We start from the raw sequence: 16,354 nt of genomic DNA, 5'->3' as shown, positions 1-16,354 counted from the left end.
AGCGTTAGTTGAAAATAAACTATCGTTTTTTATGTTTTTCTAAAATCGATTAATAAGTATATCTCTGTTTTATATGCCTTTTTTATAAAACCTTCCTAAGGCTTTTATATTTTTACCGCTTGTTTTTTATTCACATGTAAATTTTGTATTGACACTAAGATTACTTACTACTACATTTGTAACAGTATCACTACAAGTGTAGTAATAGGAGCGACAATGAAACTTAGTGATTTCGAAATGGATATTATGCAGCTGCTCTGGCAGGAAGAACCCTGTACCGCGAGTCAACTACATAAGGTGCTTTTAGCTGATAAGCAAAAAGATAAAAAAGTAGCCTATACAACTGTTAAAACTATTGTAGATAGGTTAGAACATAAAGGAGCGATTGAGCGTTGTGGACATGAAGGGCGAGCTATTGTTTTTAAAACAATAGTTACTCAAGACACATTATCGGAGCAAGCTATGCCTAGTTTTATGCAACGATTTTTTAAAGGTAATTCTCGTAGTTTAATTGCCCACTTTATCAAAGAAGAAAAGCTAAATGATGAAGATATAGAATATTTACAAACGCTTTTAAAAAATAAGAAGTTAGATTAAAGGAGAGGGTAATGACGGATTATTTACTAACTTGCACACTTATTAGCTTATGTATTTTGCTTACAGTAAAAGGGCTTAAAAATGCCCCAGCACGATTAAACTTTTACATTTTAATGATTGCCTTGGCATGTTGGTTTGTCCCTTGGCAATATTTTTCCCAGTTATCCTTATTTGAAGGGGCAAATCGTTACACATTTAACGTGGCGCAATTGATTCCCGATGTTAAAGCACTAATACCAAATGCTGAACAAGTAGCAATTAAGGACGAATTACAAAGCGATATGGGTATATGGGACTTATTGCCATCACTTAGTAATGTTTTTATAGTTTTAGTTTTAGCTGGTTTTGGATTGTTTTTATTACGCGTGGGCTTATATGTAAAGCTTATAAAAAATTTATACATTAACTCAAAGCCAAGTCCTGAACTTAACCACATCAACAATCAGTATCCAATTAGACTAACAACCCATACAGAGCCTGCTTTTGCTACCGGGTTAATAAAGCCTGTTATTTGGTTAGAGTCGACGATGACACACCGTAAAGAATTAGATTCAGTCATTCAACACGAGGTAACTCATTTACAACAAGGTGATATTTATTGGACGTGGGTTATTTGTTTTATAGAAAGCGTTTTTTGGTGGAATCCTATTTGCTTAAAGTTAACTGGTTTAGCAAGAGAGCAACTCGAACTTAGCTGTGATGAGTTGTGTATGCAAAAGCTAAAAGGTAAATACCAATTGGATTTAGCAAGTTTATTGCTACAAGAGCAAAGTGCTAAAAGCTCGCCTAACTTTTTTACCCCCCCACTTTTGAATATTGCTCATTCTAAGAGTTTTAATGTTCAGAGGATCAAAATGTTAAACAAGGAAAAAACAATGAAAAGTAAATATTTGGTTATGGTTGCGGCGGCAATGTCTTTTAGTGCTTTAGCTGCAGCGCAAATTGTAGATGGTAGTTCAGATAACAAGCAGCAAAGTAATAATACGTCTCAGGCTCCTGTTAAAAGTGAAGAATATAAACAACAACTTGCACAGCTTCTAAAAAGTGCTGCTGGGGCAAAAAGTGATACCCCTGAACTTTTAAACCAAGCTGCGCAAGGCATTCAAGATTGGCACTTGAATAGAGACAAACTTACTGGTTTTGAAGAAGCTGAAATCAAACTACAAAGCTTTAGGCTGCTAAATCACGTTTACTCTAAACTTGAGCAATATGAAGACATATTGAGTGCTTACGAAAAATGGTACGAGCCGGGCAGTAACCCACCTTACTTTTTAAAAAATTCACTAGCAACGGCCTATATACAGCTAGGGCGTTATGAGCTTGCTGTTGCAGAGCTTGAAGATTTAGCAAAACAGCTTGAAGGTAAGCTACATGTTGGCTCTGCTGATAACTTAGCACTGGCATACATTTACCTTGCTGATTACGATAAAGCATTAAAAACCCTAGAGCAGGTTGATGCAAAAGACAATGTATACGGAAATATCCTTAAATATTATGTTTATGATAAACAAAATAACCGTAAAAAGATGGATGAAATTAAAAGTAAAATTCCAGAAGTATTTGCAGTTACCCCCGCGTTATTACCACAAAGCGGCGTACCTGGTTCGCAATTGTTGAGATTGCTATAAGTTTTCAATTACGATGAGGCTCGGAGTATCTGAGCCTCTGTTTAATGTTATTGGTACAAATACAGTTTTATTCATTAAAATAGATCTAGGTTATTTAAATCTCTTGGGTAATCGCTTAGCGATAACCTAAATAAAAATGGCTAAAAGTAGTGATTTTTCGCAATAGTTGGTATGTTACAAGTAACATTTTATTTAATTGTGTGTGATGAAAAAAAACAAACGTTCTTCTCTTCAAGATATTGCCGATGCGGTTGGTGTAACCAAAATGACGGTGAGTCGTTATTTACGTAATCCCGAAAAAGTATCAGAGTCTACTCGCACTAAAATTAGTGCAGCTATTGATACGCTAGGCTACATTGCAAATAAAGCCCCTGATTTACTCTCTAATGCTAAAAGCTATTCTATTGGTGTACTAGTCCCATCGTTAACGAATCACGTGTTTGCTCAAGTTATAAGAGGGATTGAAGATGTGACAGGGCCTGCAGGATACCAAACAATGTTGGCCCATTATGGTTACAACCCTGAAATTGAAGAAAAACGGGTTGAGTATTTATTGTCGTACCACGTTGATGGTTTAATTTTATCAGAAACCTCACACACAGACAGAACGCTAAAAATGATTGAAATGTCAGGCGTACCTGTGATTGAAATAATGGATACTCATCACTCTCCTATGCAGCAAGCGGTTGGTTTTGATAACGTTAAAGCAGCTTTTGATATGACGACAGCACTTTTAAATAAAGGCTATCGCAATATTGTTTATATTGGAGCAAGGCTCGATGTACGAACACGCCTAAAATTTCAAGGCTATTCAGATGCTATGTTAGCTAAAGGCTTTACGCCTAAAAGTGTGATGACTGATCAAGCTTCATCTTACAGTTTAGGCGCTGAACTTTTACAAAAAGCGCGTACTGACTACCCAAATACTGACTGTTTGTTTTGTACTAATGATGATTTAGCAATTGGGGCTATTTTTGAGTGCCAGCGAAACAATATTTTAGTGCCTAGCCAAATGGGGGTTGTGGGTTTTCATGGTCATGATATTGGCCAAGCAATGGTGCCTCAATTAGCAAGTGTGATCACCCCTCGTTATCAGATAGGTAATGTTGCGGGAAGAGAGTTGTTGAGCCGGATTAATTCCGATTTGGATACTAGCATGGATTATAAGCAAGTAATTGATACTGGTTATATAGTTCATCTAGGTGAGAGTGTTTAAATACTCTAATTATATGAGCCTAATTACCTGAGCTTAATTACCTGAGCCTAAATAACAAAAGGCTCAGGTAAATTTTTATATGTGTGATGATTGCTCTACGCACTGTAAATTTACAAAAACAGAGAAATAATCATAGCGACAAGTGCGCCAACAGTACCAATAATGGTTTCCATTACTGTCCATGTTTTAAGAGTTTGCATTTCGCTCAAACCGAGATAGCGACTCGCTAACCAAAATCCTGAGTCGTTTACATGAGAGAGCACAATAGAGCCCCCACCAATAGCGATGGTAACAGCGGCAAGCTGCGCTCCATCAAGGCCTAAAGGCTGAAGCATTGGAATAATTAAGCCACACGCTGTAAGCATAGCTACTGTCGCTGAGCCTTGAATAACCCGCACAGCGGCTGATAATACAAAAGCGAGTATTACAATCGGTAAGCCTGATCCAGCTAAGTAATTACCCAGTGCCGTACCTACTCCTGAATCAACTAATACTTGTTTAAATACCCCACCGGCACCAGTGACAAGAATAATAATTCCTGCAGGTTGTAAGGCACTACCACAAATTTCCATGATTCTAGCATTAGGGACACCGCGCCTTGCGCCGAGCAAATAAAATGCCATTAGGCAGGCAACTAAAATTGCTGTAAATGGATGACCTATAAAAGCTAACCAATTATATAAATCAGAGTCTTTTTCAACAAAGCGACTACCAATAGTATTTAAACTAATCATAATTAATGGCAAAGCAATCAAACCTAATGCTAATCCAAAACTAGGTGTGCCTTTACCAACTCTTTGGTTATCGTCGATTTGTTCGTGCTGTGGGAGTTCTACATGAATAGATTTAGAAATAATAGAGCCCCAAATTGGACCTCCTATAATCATTGCCGGTATGGCAGCAATAAGGCCAAATAAAATCATATAACCATAGTCAGCGCCTAATTGAGAGGCAACCAAAATCGGCCCTGGCGCAGGAATAAGAAACGCCTGACAAGACGCTATCCCAGCAAGTAGCCCAATACCAATTTTAACAACGCTGCCACCGCCTTTTCGTACCACAGCAAAAACAATACCGATTAAAAGTACAACGGCTACATCAAAAAACAGGGGGAGGGCACAAATAAAGCCCGTAAAGGTAAGCGCCCAATTAGCGTTTTTTTCTCCAAAACGGTGTAAAAGTGTGTGGGCAATACGATCCAGCGCGCCGGTTTCTTCCATTACTTTGCCAAACATGGCACCTAAAGCGACCACAACAGCTACAAAGCCTAGTGTTCCGGCCATTCCCTTTTGAATTGTAGCGGCAATTATTTCAGGGCTCATTCCTGAGAATAATCCTGCAATCATAGAAACAAGGATTAAAGAGACGACAGCATGTAGTCGCACTTTCATTACTAAGAAAAGCAATAAAAATATGGAGCCTGCCGCTGTTAGTATTAAAGATAGATCTGACATTTTTCCCTACTTATATTCAGTGTGAATTATGATGTTTAGTGTGTGTTTAACTTCACTTTCGTATTTGTTACGGGTAACATGTTACCCGTAACTCAATATAATATATACATTGAAAATAATTAATTATTAAATTAAGGCGAGGGTAAATACATGAGTAACACAAATGTAGGTCGTGTTTATATTGTAATGGGGGTTTCAAGCACAGGAAAGTCAAGTGTGGGTGATGCATTAGCAAAGCGCATTGGCGCTAAATTTATCGACGGAGACGACTTACATCCCAAGGCTAATATATTAAAAATGTCATCTGGGCAGCCTTTAAACGATGCTGATCGTGTGCCTTGGCTAGAAAGAATACGTGATGCTGCATTTAGCATTGAAAAGAAAAATGAAATTGCGGTAATAGTCTGCTCTGCATTAAAAAAGAAATACCGAGAACAAATATGTGACGGAAATATAGGTATTACCTTTTTACATCTTTATGGTGATTTTGAACTGGTTAAAAGCCGTATGCAGGACAGAAAAGGGCATTTTATGCCTGTTGATTTACTCAAAAGCCAATTTGAAGCGCTAGAAGTACCAAAAGAAGATGAGCCCAATGTTATAAATATAGATATTAATAACTCATTTGAGCAAGTAGTCGAAAGTTGTATTAGCGCAACTAAAATGAATAGCCACAACAAGTAAAAAGTTTTTAGTTAATCAGTTAACTGTTACTTTTAACCTTTAGGGGCTTTATTTGTTATGAGTTAGCATCTGCTCGTGGTGTTTCTAAAATCGCTTTTTTTTCATCTTCAGATAATATTATCCAATCAAAAATTTCTTCGTTGGTACGCCCACACCCGGTGCAGTAACCGCTGCGCCTTTCGCATATTCCTAGGCAATCGGTTTTAAATTTAGATGGTTTTTTGTTTTGATTTAATTGGCGCATTATTAAAGTCCTAACGGTGGAGCAATTTCAAAGCGAGTAGAAAACCCATTACCTTCTTGATTGGTAGAGAGTGTAATTACAGGGGTTTTAGTATCAAGTACAAAGGTGCTGTAAATTGAACTTGCTGTTTCTTTTTGGCTTTCAAACCAACCTGTTTTGGTTAAGCATTGGCGTAATTGCTTAGCCAGTTTTTGATGAGACTTTACGGTTTGCGTTTGTGTATTAATAGGTGTTTGGCATTGGTAGCTTGTTTGCTCTGACTTATTAAAAGTAACTGTACAGGTTGCCTCAATAATATGAGTATTAGTACGCCATTGATTAGTAAACTGGTTATTTACTTTATCTGTTTTGATTGAATTAAAACCAGACTCATAACCATTTATTAGGTTATTTATGGTGCTGCATTCATCGAGTGTTACTGTGGTTTTTACAGACTGATTCGTTGTAGTAGTGGTTGCTGTAGTTGTAGTTGTAGTCTGATTAGTTTTGCTGGTACAGCCCGCTAAAATAAACGCGATAACTAAAATAAATGCGACAATAGAAGGAGTAATATAGTTTTTCATAGTTCACAGTAACCGATTAATTTAGCCACGCACTATATCACACGTGATTTACTGTAAAAATAAAAAGGCCCATATAAATATGAGCCTTTTTCAATTTGCTTTAGCAGGTGCTATTTATGGCGACCTTGCAAGCATTTAACTACATCTTCAAGGGCTAAGCCTTGGCGTTGTAGCAATACAGTCAGGTGATAAATTAAATCAGCAGATTCGTTTGTTAGCTCATCGTTATCGTGTTTCATAGCGGCAAGGGCAACTTCTACGCCTTCTTCACCTACTTTTTGACAACTACGGCTTAAGTCTTTTGCAAATAATGACGCTGTGTAGCTTTTTTCAGGGTCGTCATTTTTACGCGCTACAATCACATCTTCTAACTGTGCTAAAAAGCTTAAACTTGGTTTTGCTTCATCACCAAAACAGCTTTGTGTGCCTAAGTGGCACGTTGGGCCTTCTGGGTTGGCAAGTACTAAAATTGAATCGTAGTCACAATCGGTATGCACAGATACTACGTTTAAGTAGTTTTCTGATGACTCGCCTTTAGTCCATAAACGCGATTTTGAGCGGGAGTAAAATGTCACTTTATTACTCTCAAGCGTAACGTTTAGTGCTTCGCTGTTCATAAAGCCTTGCATTAAAATAACACCAGAGCGGGCATCTTGAATAATAGCAGGGATCATGTCACTTTTAGCGAAATCGACTTGAGCTTGGTTTTGTTGTGTTATTTGCATAATCTTGCTGCCACTTGGTTATCTGTTAAAAATTGTTTTAGTTCGCCAATGTTAATCACATTTTTATGAAAAACGCTGGCGGCTAATGCACCATCTACTTTGCTTTGTTTAAATACATCAACAAAATCTTGCATGCTACCCGCACCGCCAGAGGCGATTAAAGGAATGTTACATAGCTCGCGAATTTTACTGAGTTGCTCGTTGTCGTAACCGTTACGAACGCCATCTTGGTTCATACAGTTTAATACAATTTCGCCTGCGCCTAAATCTTGTACACGTTTAACCCATTCTTGTGTTTTATAACGCGTACGGCTTGATGCATTAGGATCGCCAGTTAATTGATACACTAAATATTCACCGGTCGTTTCATCAAAAAAGCTGTCTATGCCAACAACAACACATTGCTTACCAAACTCATCGTGTAATTCTTTAATAAGTTCAGGGCGTGCAATAGCAGGGCTGTTAATACTTATTTTGTCAGCACCGCGCTCTAAAACACGCGCTGCATCAGCGACCGATTTAATACCGCCAGCTACACAAAATGGAATATCGATATTGCGTGCAATGCTCTCTACCCAGTTTACATCAAGTAGGCGTTTTTCAACGCTTGCACTGATTTCGTAAAAAACCAGTTCATCGGCGCCAGCTTCGCTGTAGGCTTTAGCCATTGTTAAAATATCGCCAACTATTTCATGGCCTTTAAACTTAACGCCTTTAACTACTTGACCGTCTTTAACGTCTAAACATGGAATTATGCGTTTTGATAACATGCCAATGCCTCCTCAACGCTAAATGCGCCATCAAGCAGAGACTTGCCTAAAATAACGCCGCCGACACCTAGCTCTTTAAGCTTTTTAATGTCGTCAAGTGAGCTTACGCCCCCTGAGGCTTGCACTTTAATTGTGCTGTTATGGCGAGTTAAGTCTTCGTAAAGCTCAAACGATGGACCCGTCATGGTGCCATCTTTACTGATGTCCGTGCATAAAAAGTCAATAACACCTAAGCCCACGTAAAAATCTACCAGCTCAAGTAAACCAAATTCAGATTCACTTAACCAACCGTGCGTAGCAGGTGCCCAGCCCGTGGCTGTTTTATTTACATCAAGAGCAATTACAAAATGCTCTGCGCCAAATTGTTCAATCCACGCTTTTACTTGTTCGCGTTTTTCTACTGCCATTGAACCAATAACAACTTGGTTTGCACCGGCTTTTAGCCAATCACTTACATCTTGCTCTGAGCGGATACCGCCGCCCACTTGGTACGGTACATTAAGTGCTTTGGTTGCAGCTTGGATATGTTTCCACTGTTTTTTACTTGGATCGCGTGCACCTTCTAAATCAACAAGGTGCAGTTTACCTGCGCCGCTGTCGGCGTATTCTTTTAAACGCGCGCCAAGTTCGAAAGGGTAAAACTGTGCTGTGTCGTATTTACCTTGATACAAGCGCACAATTTGATTTTGTAATACGTCTAATGCTGGAATAATCACAAATAATCTCTTTTTTGTTAGTTAATGGGCAGCTTACAACTGCCAATCAACAAAATTTTGTAATAAACGTGCGCCAACTTTTGCGCTGCGCTCTGGGTGAAATTGCATGCCTGCGTAATTGTCTTTAGCAACAATGGCTGAAAAGGTTTGACCGTATTCGCCGCTTACAAGTGTGGCGTCGTTTACGGTGTGCGCAAAGCTATGAACAAAATACACTTGCTCATCAAGCGTTAGCCCTTTAGTTAGTGCATGCTCTTTGTTAACGCTTAAGTTATTCCAACCCATATGCGGCGACGTTAAATTGCCTACATCAAGCGCTTTTACTTGCCCTGGTATTTTACCTAGGCACTGTACGTTACCTTCTTCGGTGCTTTCGCACAGTAACTGCATGCCTAAACAAATCCCCATAAGCGGGCGCTGGTATTCATTTATAGCTTGTTGCCAGCCGTTATCTACTAGGCGTTTCATAGCAACCGATGCATGACCTACACCTGGCAATATAGCGCGCTCAAAACCCGCTAATTGCTCTGGTGAAGTAATTACTGTTGGTGTTTGCCCTAAGCGTTCAAACGCAAAACGTACTGAATTTATATTGGCACAACCGGTATTAATTATGGCAATCATAAACATCCCTTAGAGCTGGCTGTTTGTTGGGTCGTATCTTGTGCTACTGCCATGCGAAGTGCACGTGAAAACGCTTTAAATAAGCCTTCTACTTGGTGATGACAGTTACCGTCGCTTACCGATAAAATAAGGCTAATAGCGGCGTTATCACTTAAGCTTTTGAAAAAGTGCTCAACCATTTGTACGTCTAAATCGCCGGCTTTTTCGCGACTAAAGTTAGCGTTTAATACAAATGATGCACGGCCCGATAAATCAATTTGTGCTTCAGCTTTACACTCATCCATAGGAAGAGCAAAACCATAGCGTGCAATTTGCGATTTAGTGCCTAGGGCTTGTTTAAGTGCGACACCTAAGGCAATACCAATGTCTTCAACAAGGTGGTGCTCGTCTATGTGTAAATCGCCTTTGGCTTTAATGTTTAAACCAATGTTTGCGTGCGTGCGAATTTGATCAAGCATGTGATCAAAAAAGCCAAGTCCGGTGTCTATGCTGCCATTTTTAGTTTGATCTAAGTTTATGGCTACATCAATTTGGGTTTCTTTGGTATTGCGTGTAACACGACCTTCGCGGTTTGCAGTGGTCAATTTAGTCACTATCGCACTCCAATCACCGTCGTATAAAATACCTTCACAACATAGGTTTTGAGCAAGGCCAATATCAGTTTCACGGTCGCCAATAACAAAAGAGCGTGCTAAATCTACTTTGCCTGAGCGCATAAGCTCGGTAAGTAAGCCTGTTTTAGGTTTACGGCAATCGCAGTTTTGCTCGTTAAAGTGAGGGCAAATTAATACTTCGTCAAAGCTAATGCCTTGGCTTTGCATTATGTCCATCATTTTGTCTTGTGCAATATCAAAGTCAGCAGTAGGAAAGCTATCTGTGCCCAAACCATCTTGGTTAGATACCATAACTAAACGGTAACCTGCAGCTTGTAATTGTAATAACGCAGGAATAACACCAGGTAAAAATGCTAGCTTTTCAAGGCTATCTACCTGTTTGTCGGTAATTGGCTCTTCAATGATAGTGCCGTCGCGGTCGATAAATAAATAGGGGTTACTCATGATACTTCGTTTCCTGCTAAAGATGCTGTGGAAGCTGGCGTTTGTAAGCCATCTAACCAAATTTTTACTTGTTCAAGTTCTTGTTCACTGCCAATTGAAATTCGTAGCCAGTCGTCTTCCCCGTATAGCGTAAAAGCGCGCATAACCAAACCTTGCTCAAGTGCAATTTTAAAATAGTTTTTATCGGCTAATTTTAAAGTAACAAAGTTACCTTCACCAGTGAGAATTTTTAATGCAGCAGGGGAGGCGTTTAGCCAATCCACTAATTTAGCTTTTAAGCTATTTAAAATAGTCACTTGGCGACGCATTGATGTAATTGCATCAGGTGTAATTGCTTGCGCTGCAATGCTTGCTACTACGCCAGATACCGGATACGGCGCAATGACTTTGCGGATTGGCGCAAGAGTTGCTGCTTGTGCAAGGGTAAAGCCGGTTCTAAGGCCCGCTAGCGCAAAGGCTTTAGAAAGCGTACGCAAAACCACTACATTACTAAACTCATTAATAAGCTTAGTCGCGCTTTGCTCTGGGCAAAACTCTATATAGGCTTCATCAACAATAACTAATGCAGAACCCGCAAGTGCTGTAGCAATCGCTTTTACTTTATCAAGTGGTGTTAGGCTGCCCGTTGGATTATTTGGGTTACAAATAAACACCAGTTTTGAGCTGCCAACAGCTGCGATTATTTCGTCAACACTGCCATTTAGTAATAACTCTTGGGTAAGCGCATTAATGCCAACGTTGTGTGTATCGGCCGTTACTTTGTACATACCGTAGGTTGGTAAAAATAGCGCAATACTATCTTTAGCTGTTTCACAGTATGTGCGCACTAAAAGCTCAATGCCTTCATCTGCGCCGCGCGTCATTAATACATTTTCGCTTTCAAGCTCTGTATAAGTGGCGTACCTGTCAATAACCAGTTGCGGTTGTGGATCGGGGTAGCGATTTAAATCTTCAATACTCAGTTCAAGATTTTTAGCATACGGGCTTTCGTTAGCATTTAGCCACGTAGTACCGGTTAGCTTTTCACTTTTTGCAGAGCTGTATGCAGCAAGGGCTGCAATATTTTTAGGTAATAAGCTAGACGCTTGTGCGCTCTCATTGCTCATTTTTAATTGCCTCTAAACGAATTGAAACCGCATTAGCGTGGGCATCAAGGCCTTCTGCATCTGCAAGTGGTAAAATTGCTTTTGAAAGCTGCGTTAAACCACTTTTAGTAATTGTTTGCACTGTGTATGTACGAAAAAAATCAAGCAAGTTTAAGCTCGAGTATGTTGCACTGTAACCATATGTTGGTAACACGTGGTTAGTACCCGATGCGTAATCGCCTGCAGATTCTGGCGTGTAGTCACCTACAAATACTGAGCCTGCGTTTTTAACTTTATCTAGGTATGGCGTTGCATCGCCTAGTTGTAAAATTAAGTGCTCTGGTCCGTATTGCGCCGATACATCAAATGCTTGCTCAATTGAATCAACTAAAATAAGCGATGAATTAGCGAGCGCTTGCTCGGCTGTTTCTTTGCGACTCAAATTAGCCAACTGGCGTGTAAGTGCCTGCTGAGTTTGTTCTATTATACTTTCGCTGTTACATAATAAAATAACTTGCGAGTCTGCACCGTGCTCTGCTTGTGAGAGTAAATCGGCGGCTATAAATTCTGGGTTTGCACGTTCATCTGCAATAACAAGTACTTCAGACGGACCTGCTGGCATATCAATTGCCATACCTGGAATAGTTTGCGCAACGAGCTGTTTAGCCATTGTTACAAAGCTATTACCTGGGCCAAATATTTTGTTTACTTTAGGAACCGATTCGGTACCATAAGCCATTGCGGCAATTGCGCCTGCACCACCACTTTCTATTAATGTAGTAATGCCACATAACTTAGCTGCATATAAAATAGCAGGGTTAATCGCTTTATCACCTTGTACTGGTGTAGCAAGTACAACGGTTTTTGCGCCGCTTAACTGCGCTAATACACCCTGCATAATAACCGACGATGGCAGTGGAGCACTGCCACCGGGTACATAAATACCGACTGCTTCGATGGCTTGATATTTCAGTTCACATACAACGCCTGGTTGGGTTGATAATTTAATATCTTTCGGCAATTGTGCTTCGTGAAAACGTTTAACGTTTGCATAAGCGGTATCAATTGCGTATTTAAGCTCTGCACTTAGTGCTTGCTCAGATGCGTTAATTTCATCAAGCGGAACACATAAGCGAGGGTTAGATCTATTATCAAACTCTTTAGCCATACTAAGTAAGGCTTCATCGCCTTGCTCTTTTACGTTAGCTAAAATAGTTTTACATATAGCTTCAACCTTGGCACTGGCAGAAACTGCAGGGCGCATTAGCGCCGCTGCTTGTACTTGTGAAGATTCCTCATTCCAACGAAGCATGGCACTTACTCCATCATTTTTTCAATTGGCATAACTAAAATAGAGTTAGCGCCTAAGGCTTTTAACTGCTCCATTGTTTCCCAAAATAATGTTTCGCTGCTTACCATGTGAAGTGCTACGTATTCATCGTTACCCGCAAGGGCAAGTAGAGTAGGTTGACCAGAACCTGGTAAAATTTCACAAATTTCATCAAGTTTGTTTTTTGGTGCGTGTAGCATGATGTATTTGCTTTCTTTAGCTTGTCTAACACCACGTAGGCGCGGCATAAGCTTATTGATTAGTGCTAGTTTGTCAGCATCTTGAAGATCTTTATTTTGAATTAAACACGCGTTTGATTCTAAAATTGTTTCGCCTTGAATCAAGCCGTTAGCTTCAAGTGTTGCGCCAGTAGATACTAAATCACAAATTGCATCAGATAAACCTGCACGCGGTGCTACTTCAACAGAACCCGTAAGCATCACTGTACTTGCGTTAATGCCTTCGCGCTTTAACCACTGAGTTAAAATTTCTGGGTAGGTAGTCGCAATACGTTTGCCTTCAAACCAGCTCTTATCGCGAGCGCCAAGCTCTTGTGGCCATGCAAGTGCAAGACGACAGTAACCAAAGTCTAGTTTTGAAAGTTTGGTTACTTCACTTGGAACACCTTGTCGTTCACGTTCTGCTTGAACTTCTACAAGTACGTTTTCGCCAACTATGCCTAAGTCACATACACCGTCCATTACTAAACCCGGAATATCGTCATCGCGCACACGTAGTACGTCAATTGGCATATTAGTTGAGTGTGCAATTAAGCGTTGTTCACGAAGGTTAAGTTTAACACCTAACTGTTTAAGCAGATCTTGACAATCTTTAGATAGGCGGCCGCCTTTTTGGATGGCGATACGTAGACGATTACTGTTGTTCATTATTCATTTTCCTTTAATTTAAAAACTAAAAACCCCGAGGGGAACCTCAGGGCGAAAATGAATCAATGTTATTTGAATCGCCAGAGGTTCCTTTTAGGAATAACCTCTCAGCGAAAGACCTGACAGGTTATTCCGGTGAATGGTGGTGATGATGTACTGTTGTCAGGTTTAAGCGCATTTTTTATCCTATGTAACTGCCCGTTGTTTTGTTAACGTGCAGTTGTTATCTGTTTAAATAAATTTCGCATTCATAAAAACATAAACAGCTATATTATGGCAAGTTTTTTTTAGCTTAATTAAAGCATATGTTATAACTGTCGATAATATTAAGATAATAAGCGCAATTTTCGCCAACAATTGGTTGTTTATCACTCAAACCAAGTGGTTAATGAATAAAATGAAAAAATAAGGAAGTACTTATGGATATTATGATCCCTTATTTAGGAAGAATAACTAGGCTAGAAGTTGAGTCAAAAAGTGCTTTTCATATTGCGGGTGTGCAAAGTGGGGCTGCCGCTGAAAAAGTTGAATTAGAGAATAAAAAAAGGCGTGAGTTACAAAAAAAGAAAAAGCTCAATATGCTTGATGATCAAAATAATAAAAAAAAGTCTAACCTAGATGGTGACGAAAACCCCCATTTAGATACATGGGCTTGATAATACCAACTTTACTAAATACATAAGCAATCAACTCAAAAAGGCCCTTGCGGGCCTTTTTACTATGTATTTTGCTTATGCCAATTAGCTTAAACTTTTAAGCAGATTGGCATTACTCTTGGTTTTTGCTTTTAAATATATAAAAGCTAAATATAGCGAACACACATACTTGAGCCACAATACCTTGCCATGTTGACTTTATACCAAGCCATGCAATATCAAAGCTCATTGGTAGCGGCGTAATACCTATTATGTCGGCCTCTTGTAATGCAATAACAGCTTTGCCCATAAGCACAAACGAGAGTGCAAATAATAGGTAAGTGGTAATTGCAAAAAACTTAGCAACCGGTAATTTAATTGAGTACTTAATTAATACCCACGTAATAATAGCCAGTATTGCTACAGCTATCGCAAAACCCGAAGCAATAGATGAATATTGAGCAGGCGAGCTTTGCGTTAATAAAGATTGATAGAACAGTACTGTTTCGAATACTTCACGGTATACGGCAATAAAAGAAAGCCCTGCTAAACCCCATAATGTACCCGACTCAAGACGCTTATCTATATTGTCTTTGATGTATTTTTGCCATTGCTGCGCACTGGTTTTACTGTGCATCCATACGCCAACATAAAGTAAAATTACTGCGGCAAACAATGCTCCAGCACCTTCCATTACTTCGCGACTTGCACCACTTATTTCTATTAATGTTTGCGCCGCAGCCCATGTTAAACCACCAGCAATAAGTGCTGTTATCCAACCAATATGTACATATTTTAGAGCATCTTTGCGTTTAGTTTTAATAAGTACAGTCATAAGGGCAATAATAACGAGAAGTGCTTCTAGGCCTTCGCGTAGTAATATAACCAAACTTGCTGAGAGGAGTGCACCATCAGTTAGTTTAGTTTCGTTTAGCATGCTATCTGCTTTAGCGAGTTGAGCTAGCGCTGCACTTACTTTTTCGCCAACGATGGCTGCATCTTTCTCGTTTTTAAATGTTTGGCGCAGGTTCATCAGTTGTACTTCGATGTTTTTACGCAAAGTTTCGTCGTAAGCATTTAAGTTATTTTCAACAAGCTCAAAGCCATCTAGGTATGCACTAATTGCTAAGTCACTTGCTTGTGAGTAATTGCCTTTAGCATGCGCGGCTTGCGCTGCAAGCAACTGCGTGCGAGTAACCGTTATCGGATTCTTTTTACCGGTAAATAGTTGCTCTGGATTACCACGAAGCCATTTAACGTAATGTGCTTGTGTTTCACTTTGACCTGCCGATAATTGTGCAGGGTTTAGGTTTACAATCTGCGAAGCGGTAATGTTTTGCTCTAAATTTTGTGGTTTTTGAACATCTTTAAATGCCAAGCTGCCTACATAAAAAGCTAAAGACCAACGTTGTTGTTCGTTAAATTGTGTAAAGGCAACCATTGGTGTGTCGTTAATGCCGTTACTTACAGCGTCAAATAACCCCATTAATGAGCGGTTGGTTGCGCGCTCTTCATCGCTAAAGTTGGTAGGCTCTGGTGATAAGTTTTTTGCAAGCGGGCCGTCGCCTTGACCACTTGGGCCGTGACACATTGAACAGTTAGCAGCAAAAAGCGCTTTGGTTTGCTCAACAGGAAGTAGCGATGTAGGTAACGATAGTTGTGGCATAAAGGTAAGTAGTGACTCACGAAGTGCTGAGCTTGCTGCACGTACATCTACAACACTCGCTTTATTAGCAATCGCTGTATGCAGTGCTTTAGCGTATGCCTTTACTGTATCAAACTCATTTGTTTGGCTTGATAGCTGCCCAGCTTGGTCAATAATGACGTTCGAAAATTCAGTCATTTCTTGATATTCGTCGGGGTCGAGTATTTCACCATTCCCAACAGCTGCCACGTAATCAACACCTACATACTCTGCAAGCTGTGCAATTTGTTTTATTTTTGTTTGCTCATTAGGCGAGGCTGAAACACTAAAGCTTGCCATGACCATTATAAAAAGCATAAAAAAACATTGAAATTGTCGTTTGCTCAGAGACACCAAATTTAAAAACACGTGAGAATTATTTATGGACATCGAAAAGCCCTGTAGAGGAAAAGTCAAAATTATAATTGTTTTCATTTGCATTTCAAGCGGATTA

17 protein-coding genes are annotated in these 16,354 nt (G+C 39.6%); 5 read left to right on the top strand and 12 right to left on the bottom strand.

The annotated features are described in order from the left end of the window. The first annotated feature begins 216 nt into the window (after nucleotides 1-216). The 3 genes from I6F44_RS09310 to gntR all read left to right on the top strand — a co-directional run bounded on the left by I6F44_RS09310 (nucleotide 217) and on the right by gntR (nucleotide 3,441). Entirely contained in the window at nucleotides 217-597 is a 381-nt protein-coding gene (locus I6F44_RS09310) for a BlaI/MecI/CopY family transcriptional regulator (RefSeq protein WP_024594324.1), read from the top strand. Nucleotides 598-608: 11 nt separating this feature from the next. Further along, on the top strand, nucleotides 609-2,225 hold the full coding sequence (locus tag I6F44_RS09305; RefSeq protein WP_197173647.1) for a M56 family metallopeptidase: 1,617 nt from the start codon (nucleotides 609-611) through the stop codon (nucleotides 2,223-2,225). 205 nt (nucleotides 2,226-2,430) lie between these two features. Continuing rightward, complete coding sequence (gntR, locus tag I6F44_RS09300; protein WP_197173646.1) at nucleotides 2,431-3,441, top strand: gluconate operon transcriptional repressor GntR; 1,011 nt, start codon at nucleotides 2,431-2,433, stop codon at nucleotides 3,439-3,441. Nucleotides 3,442-3,551: 110 nt separating this feature from the next. Here gntR and gntU read toward each other — a convergent pair whose 3' ends face one another. Beyond that, a complete protein-coding gene (gene gntU, locus I6F44_RS09295) occupies nucleotides 3,552-4,895 on the bottom strand; it encodes a gluconate transporter (RefSeq protein ID WP_010552956.1) in 1,344 nt (447 codons plus the stop codon). A gap of 150 nt (nucleotides 4,896-5,045) precedes the next feature. Between gntU and I6F44_RS09290 the strand changes: the two genes are divergently transcribed. After that, a complete protein-coding gene (locus I6F44_RS09290) occupies nucleotides 5,046-5,579 on the top strand; it encodes a gluconokinase (RefSeq protein ID WP_076924707.1) in 534 nt (177 codons plus the stop codon). Between the two features lie 55 nt (nucleotides 5,580-5,634). Here the strand turns inward: I6F44_RS09290 and I6F44_RS09285 are convergent, their stop codons facing one another. The 10 genes from I6F44_RS09285 to hisG all read right to left on the bottom strand — a co-directional run bounded on the left by I6F44_RS09285 (nucleotide 5,635) and on the right by hisG (nucleotide 13,581). Beyond that, on the bottom strand, nucleotides 5,635-5,823 hold the full coding sequence (locus I6F44_RS09285) for a DUF1289 domain-containing protein (protein ID WP_002960277.1): 189 nt from the start codon (nucleotides 5,821-5,823) through the stop codon (nucleotides 5,635-5,637). Nucleotides 5,824-5,825: 2 nt separating this feature from the next. Beyond that, the gene (locus I6F44_RS09280) at nucleotides 5,826-6,386 is read right to left on the bottom strand and encodes a hypothetical protein (RefSeq protein WP_197173645.1); all 561 of its coding nucleotides are present in this window, start codon (nucleotides 6,384-6,386) and stop codon (nucleotides 5,826-5,828) included. Between the two features lie 110 nt (nucleotides 6,387-6,496). Beyond that, on the bottom strand, nucleotides 6,497-7,111 hold the full coding sequence (gene hisIE, locus I6F44_RS09275) for a bifunctional phosphoribosyl-AMP cyclohydrolase/phosphoribosyl-ATP diphosphatase HisIE (protein ID WP_197173644.1): 615 nt from the start codon (nucleotides 7,109-7,111) through the stop codon (nucleotides 6,497-6,499). Next, the gene (gene hisF / locus I6F44_RS09270; RefSeq protein ID WP_007580654.1) at nucleotides 7,102-7,881 is read right to left on the bottom strand and encodes an imidazole glycerol phosphate synthase subunit HisF; all 780 of its coding nucleotides are present in this window, start codon (nucleotides 7,879-7,881) and stop codon (nucleotides 7,102-7,104) included. The genes hisIE and hisF overlap by 10 nt, the downstream gene beginning before the upstream one ends. Continuing rightward, nucleotides 7,863-8,597, bottom strand: a complete 735-nt coding sequence (locus tag I6F44_RS09265) for a 1-(5-phosphoribosyl)-5-[(5-phosphoribosylamino)methylideneamino] imidazole-4-carboxamide isomerase (RefSeq protein ID WP_010552951.1) — start codon at nucleotides 8,595-8,597, stop codon at nucleotides 7,863-7,865. Before I6F44_RS09265 ends, hisF begins: the two co-directional genes overlap by 19 nt. A gap of 33 nt (nucleotides 8,598-8,630) precedes the next feature. After that, complete coding sequence (gene hisH, locus I6F44_RS09260; RefSeq protein ID WP_002960265.1) at nucleotides 8,631-9,221, bottom strand: imidazole glycerol phosphate synthase subunit HisH; 591 nt, start codon at nucleotides 9,219-9,221, stop codon at nucleotides 8,631-8,633. Next, complete coding sequence (gene hisB / locus I6F44_RS09255) at nucleotides 9,218-10,279, bottom strand: bifunctional histidinol-phosphatase/imidazoleglycerol-phosphate dehydratase HisB (protein ID WP_007580650.1); 1,062 nt, start codon at nucleotides 10,277-10,279, stop codon at nucleotides 9,218-9,220. Before hisB ends, hisH begins: the two co-directional genes overlap by 4 nt. Next, a complete protein-coding gene (gene hisC, locus I6F44_RS09250) occupies nucleotides 10,276-11,385 on the bottom strand; it encodes a histidinol-phosphate transaminase (protein WP_197173643.1) in 1,110 nt (369 codons plus the stop codon). The genes hisB and hisC overlap by 4 nt, the downstream gene beginning before the upstream one ends. Then, the gene (gene hisD / locus I6F44_RS09245; protein WP_007580646.1) at nucleotides 11,375-12,676 is read right to left on the bottom strand and encodes a histidinol dehydrogenase; all 1,302 of its coding nucleotides are present in this window, start codon (nucleotides 12,674-12,676) and stop codon (nucleotides 11,375-11,377) included. The genes hisC and hisD overlap by 11 nt, the downstream gene beginning before the upstream one ends. Nucleotides 12,677-12,681: 5 nt before the next feature. After that, nucleotides 12,682-13,581: an ATP phosphoribosyltransferase gene (gene hisG, locus I6F44_RS09240; RefSeq protein WP_007580644.1), complete on the bottom strand. Its 900-nt coding sequence runs from the start codon at nucleotides 13,579-13,581 to the stop codon at nucleotides 12,682-12,684. Nucleotides 13,582-14,000: 419 nt separating this feature from the next. On the opposite strand from hisG, the gene I6F44_RS09235 reads away from it, so the two are divergent. Then, the gene (locus I6F44_RS09235; protein ID WP_007580641.1) at nucleotides 14,001-14,237 is read left to right on the top strand and encodes a hypothetical protein; all 237 of its coding nucleotides are present in this window, start codon (nucleotides 14,001-14,003) and stop codon (nucleotides 14,235-14,237) included. Between the two features lie 112 nt (nucleotides 14,238-14,349). Here I6F44_RS09235 and I6F44_RS09230 read toward each other — a convergent pair whose 3' ends face one another. Beyond that, the gene (locus tag I6F44_RS09230; RefSeq protein ID WP_197173684.1) at nucleotides 14,350-16,206 is read right to left on the bottom strand and encodes a cytochrome c/FTR1 family iron permease; all 1,857 of its coding nucleotides are present in this window, start codon (nucleotides 16,204-16,206) and stop codon (nucleotides 14,350-14,352) included. Nucleotides 16,207-16,354: the final 148 nt, after the last annotated feature.

The organism is Pseudoalteromonas sp. NZS11_1, from assembly GCF_015864275.1.
Taxonomy (GTDB): Bacteria; Pseudomonadota; Gammaproteobacteria; order Enterobacterales; family Alteromonadaceae; genus Pseudoalteromonas; species Pseudoalteromonas arctica.
This window is presented reverse-complemented; position numbering and strand designations above follow the sequence as displayed.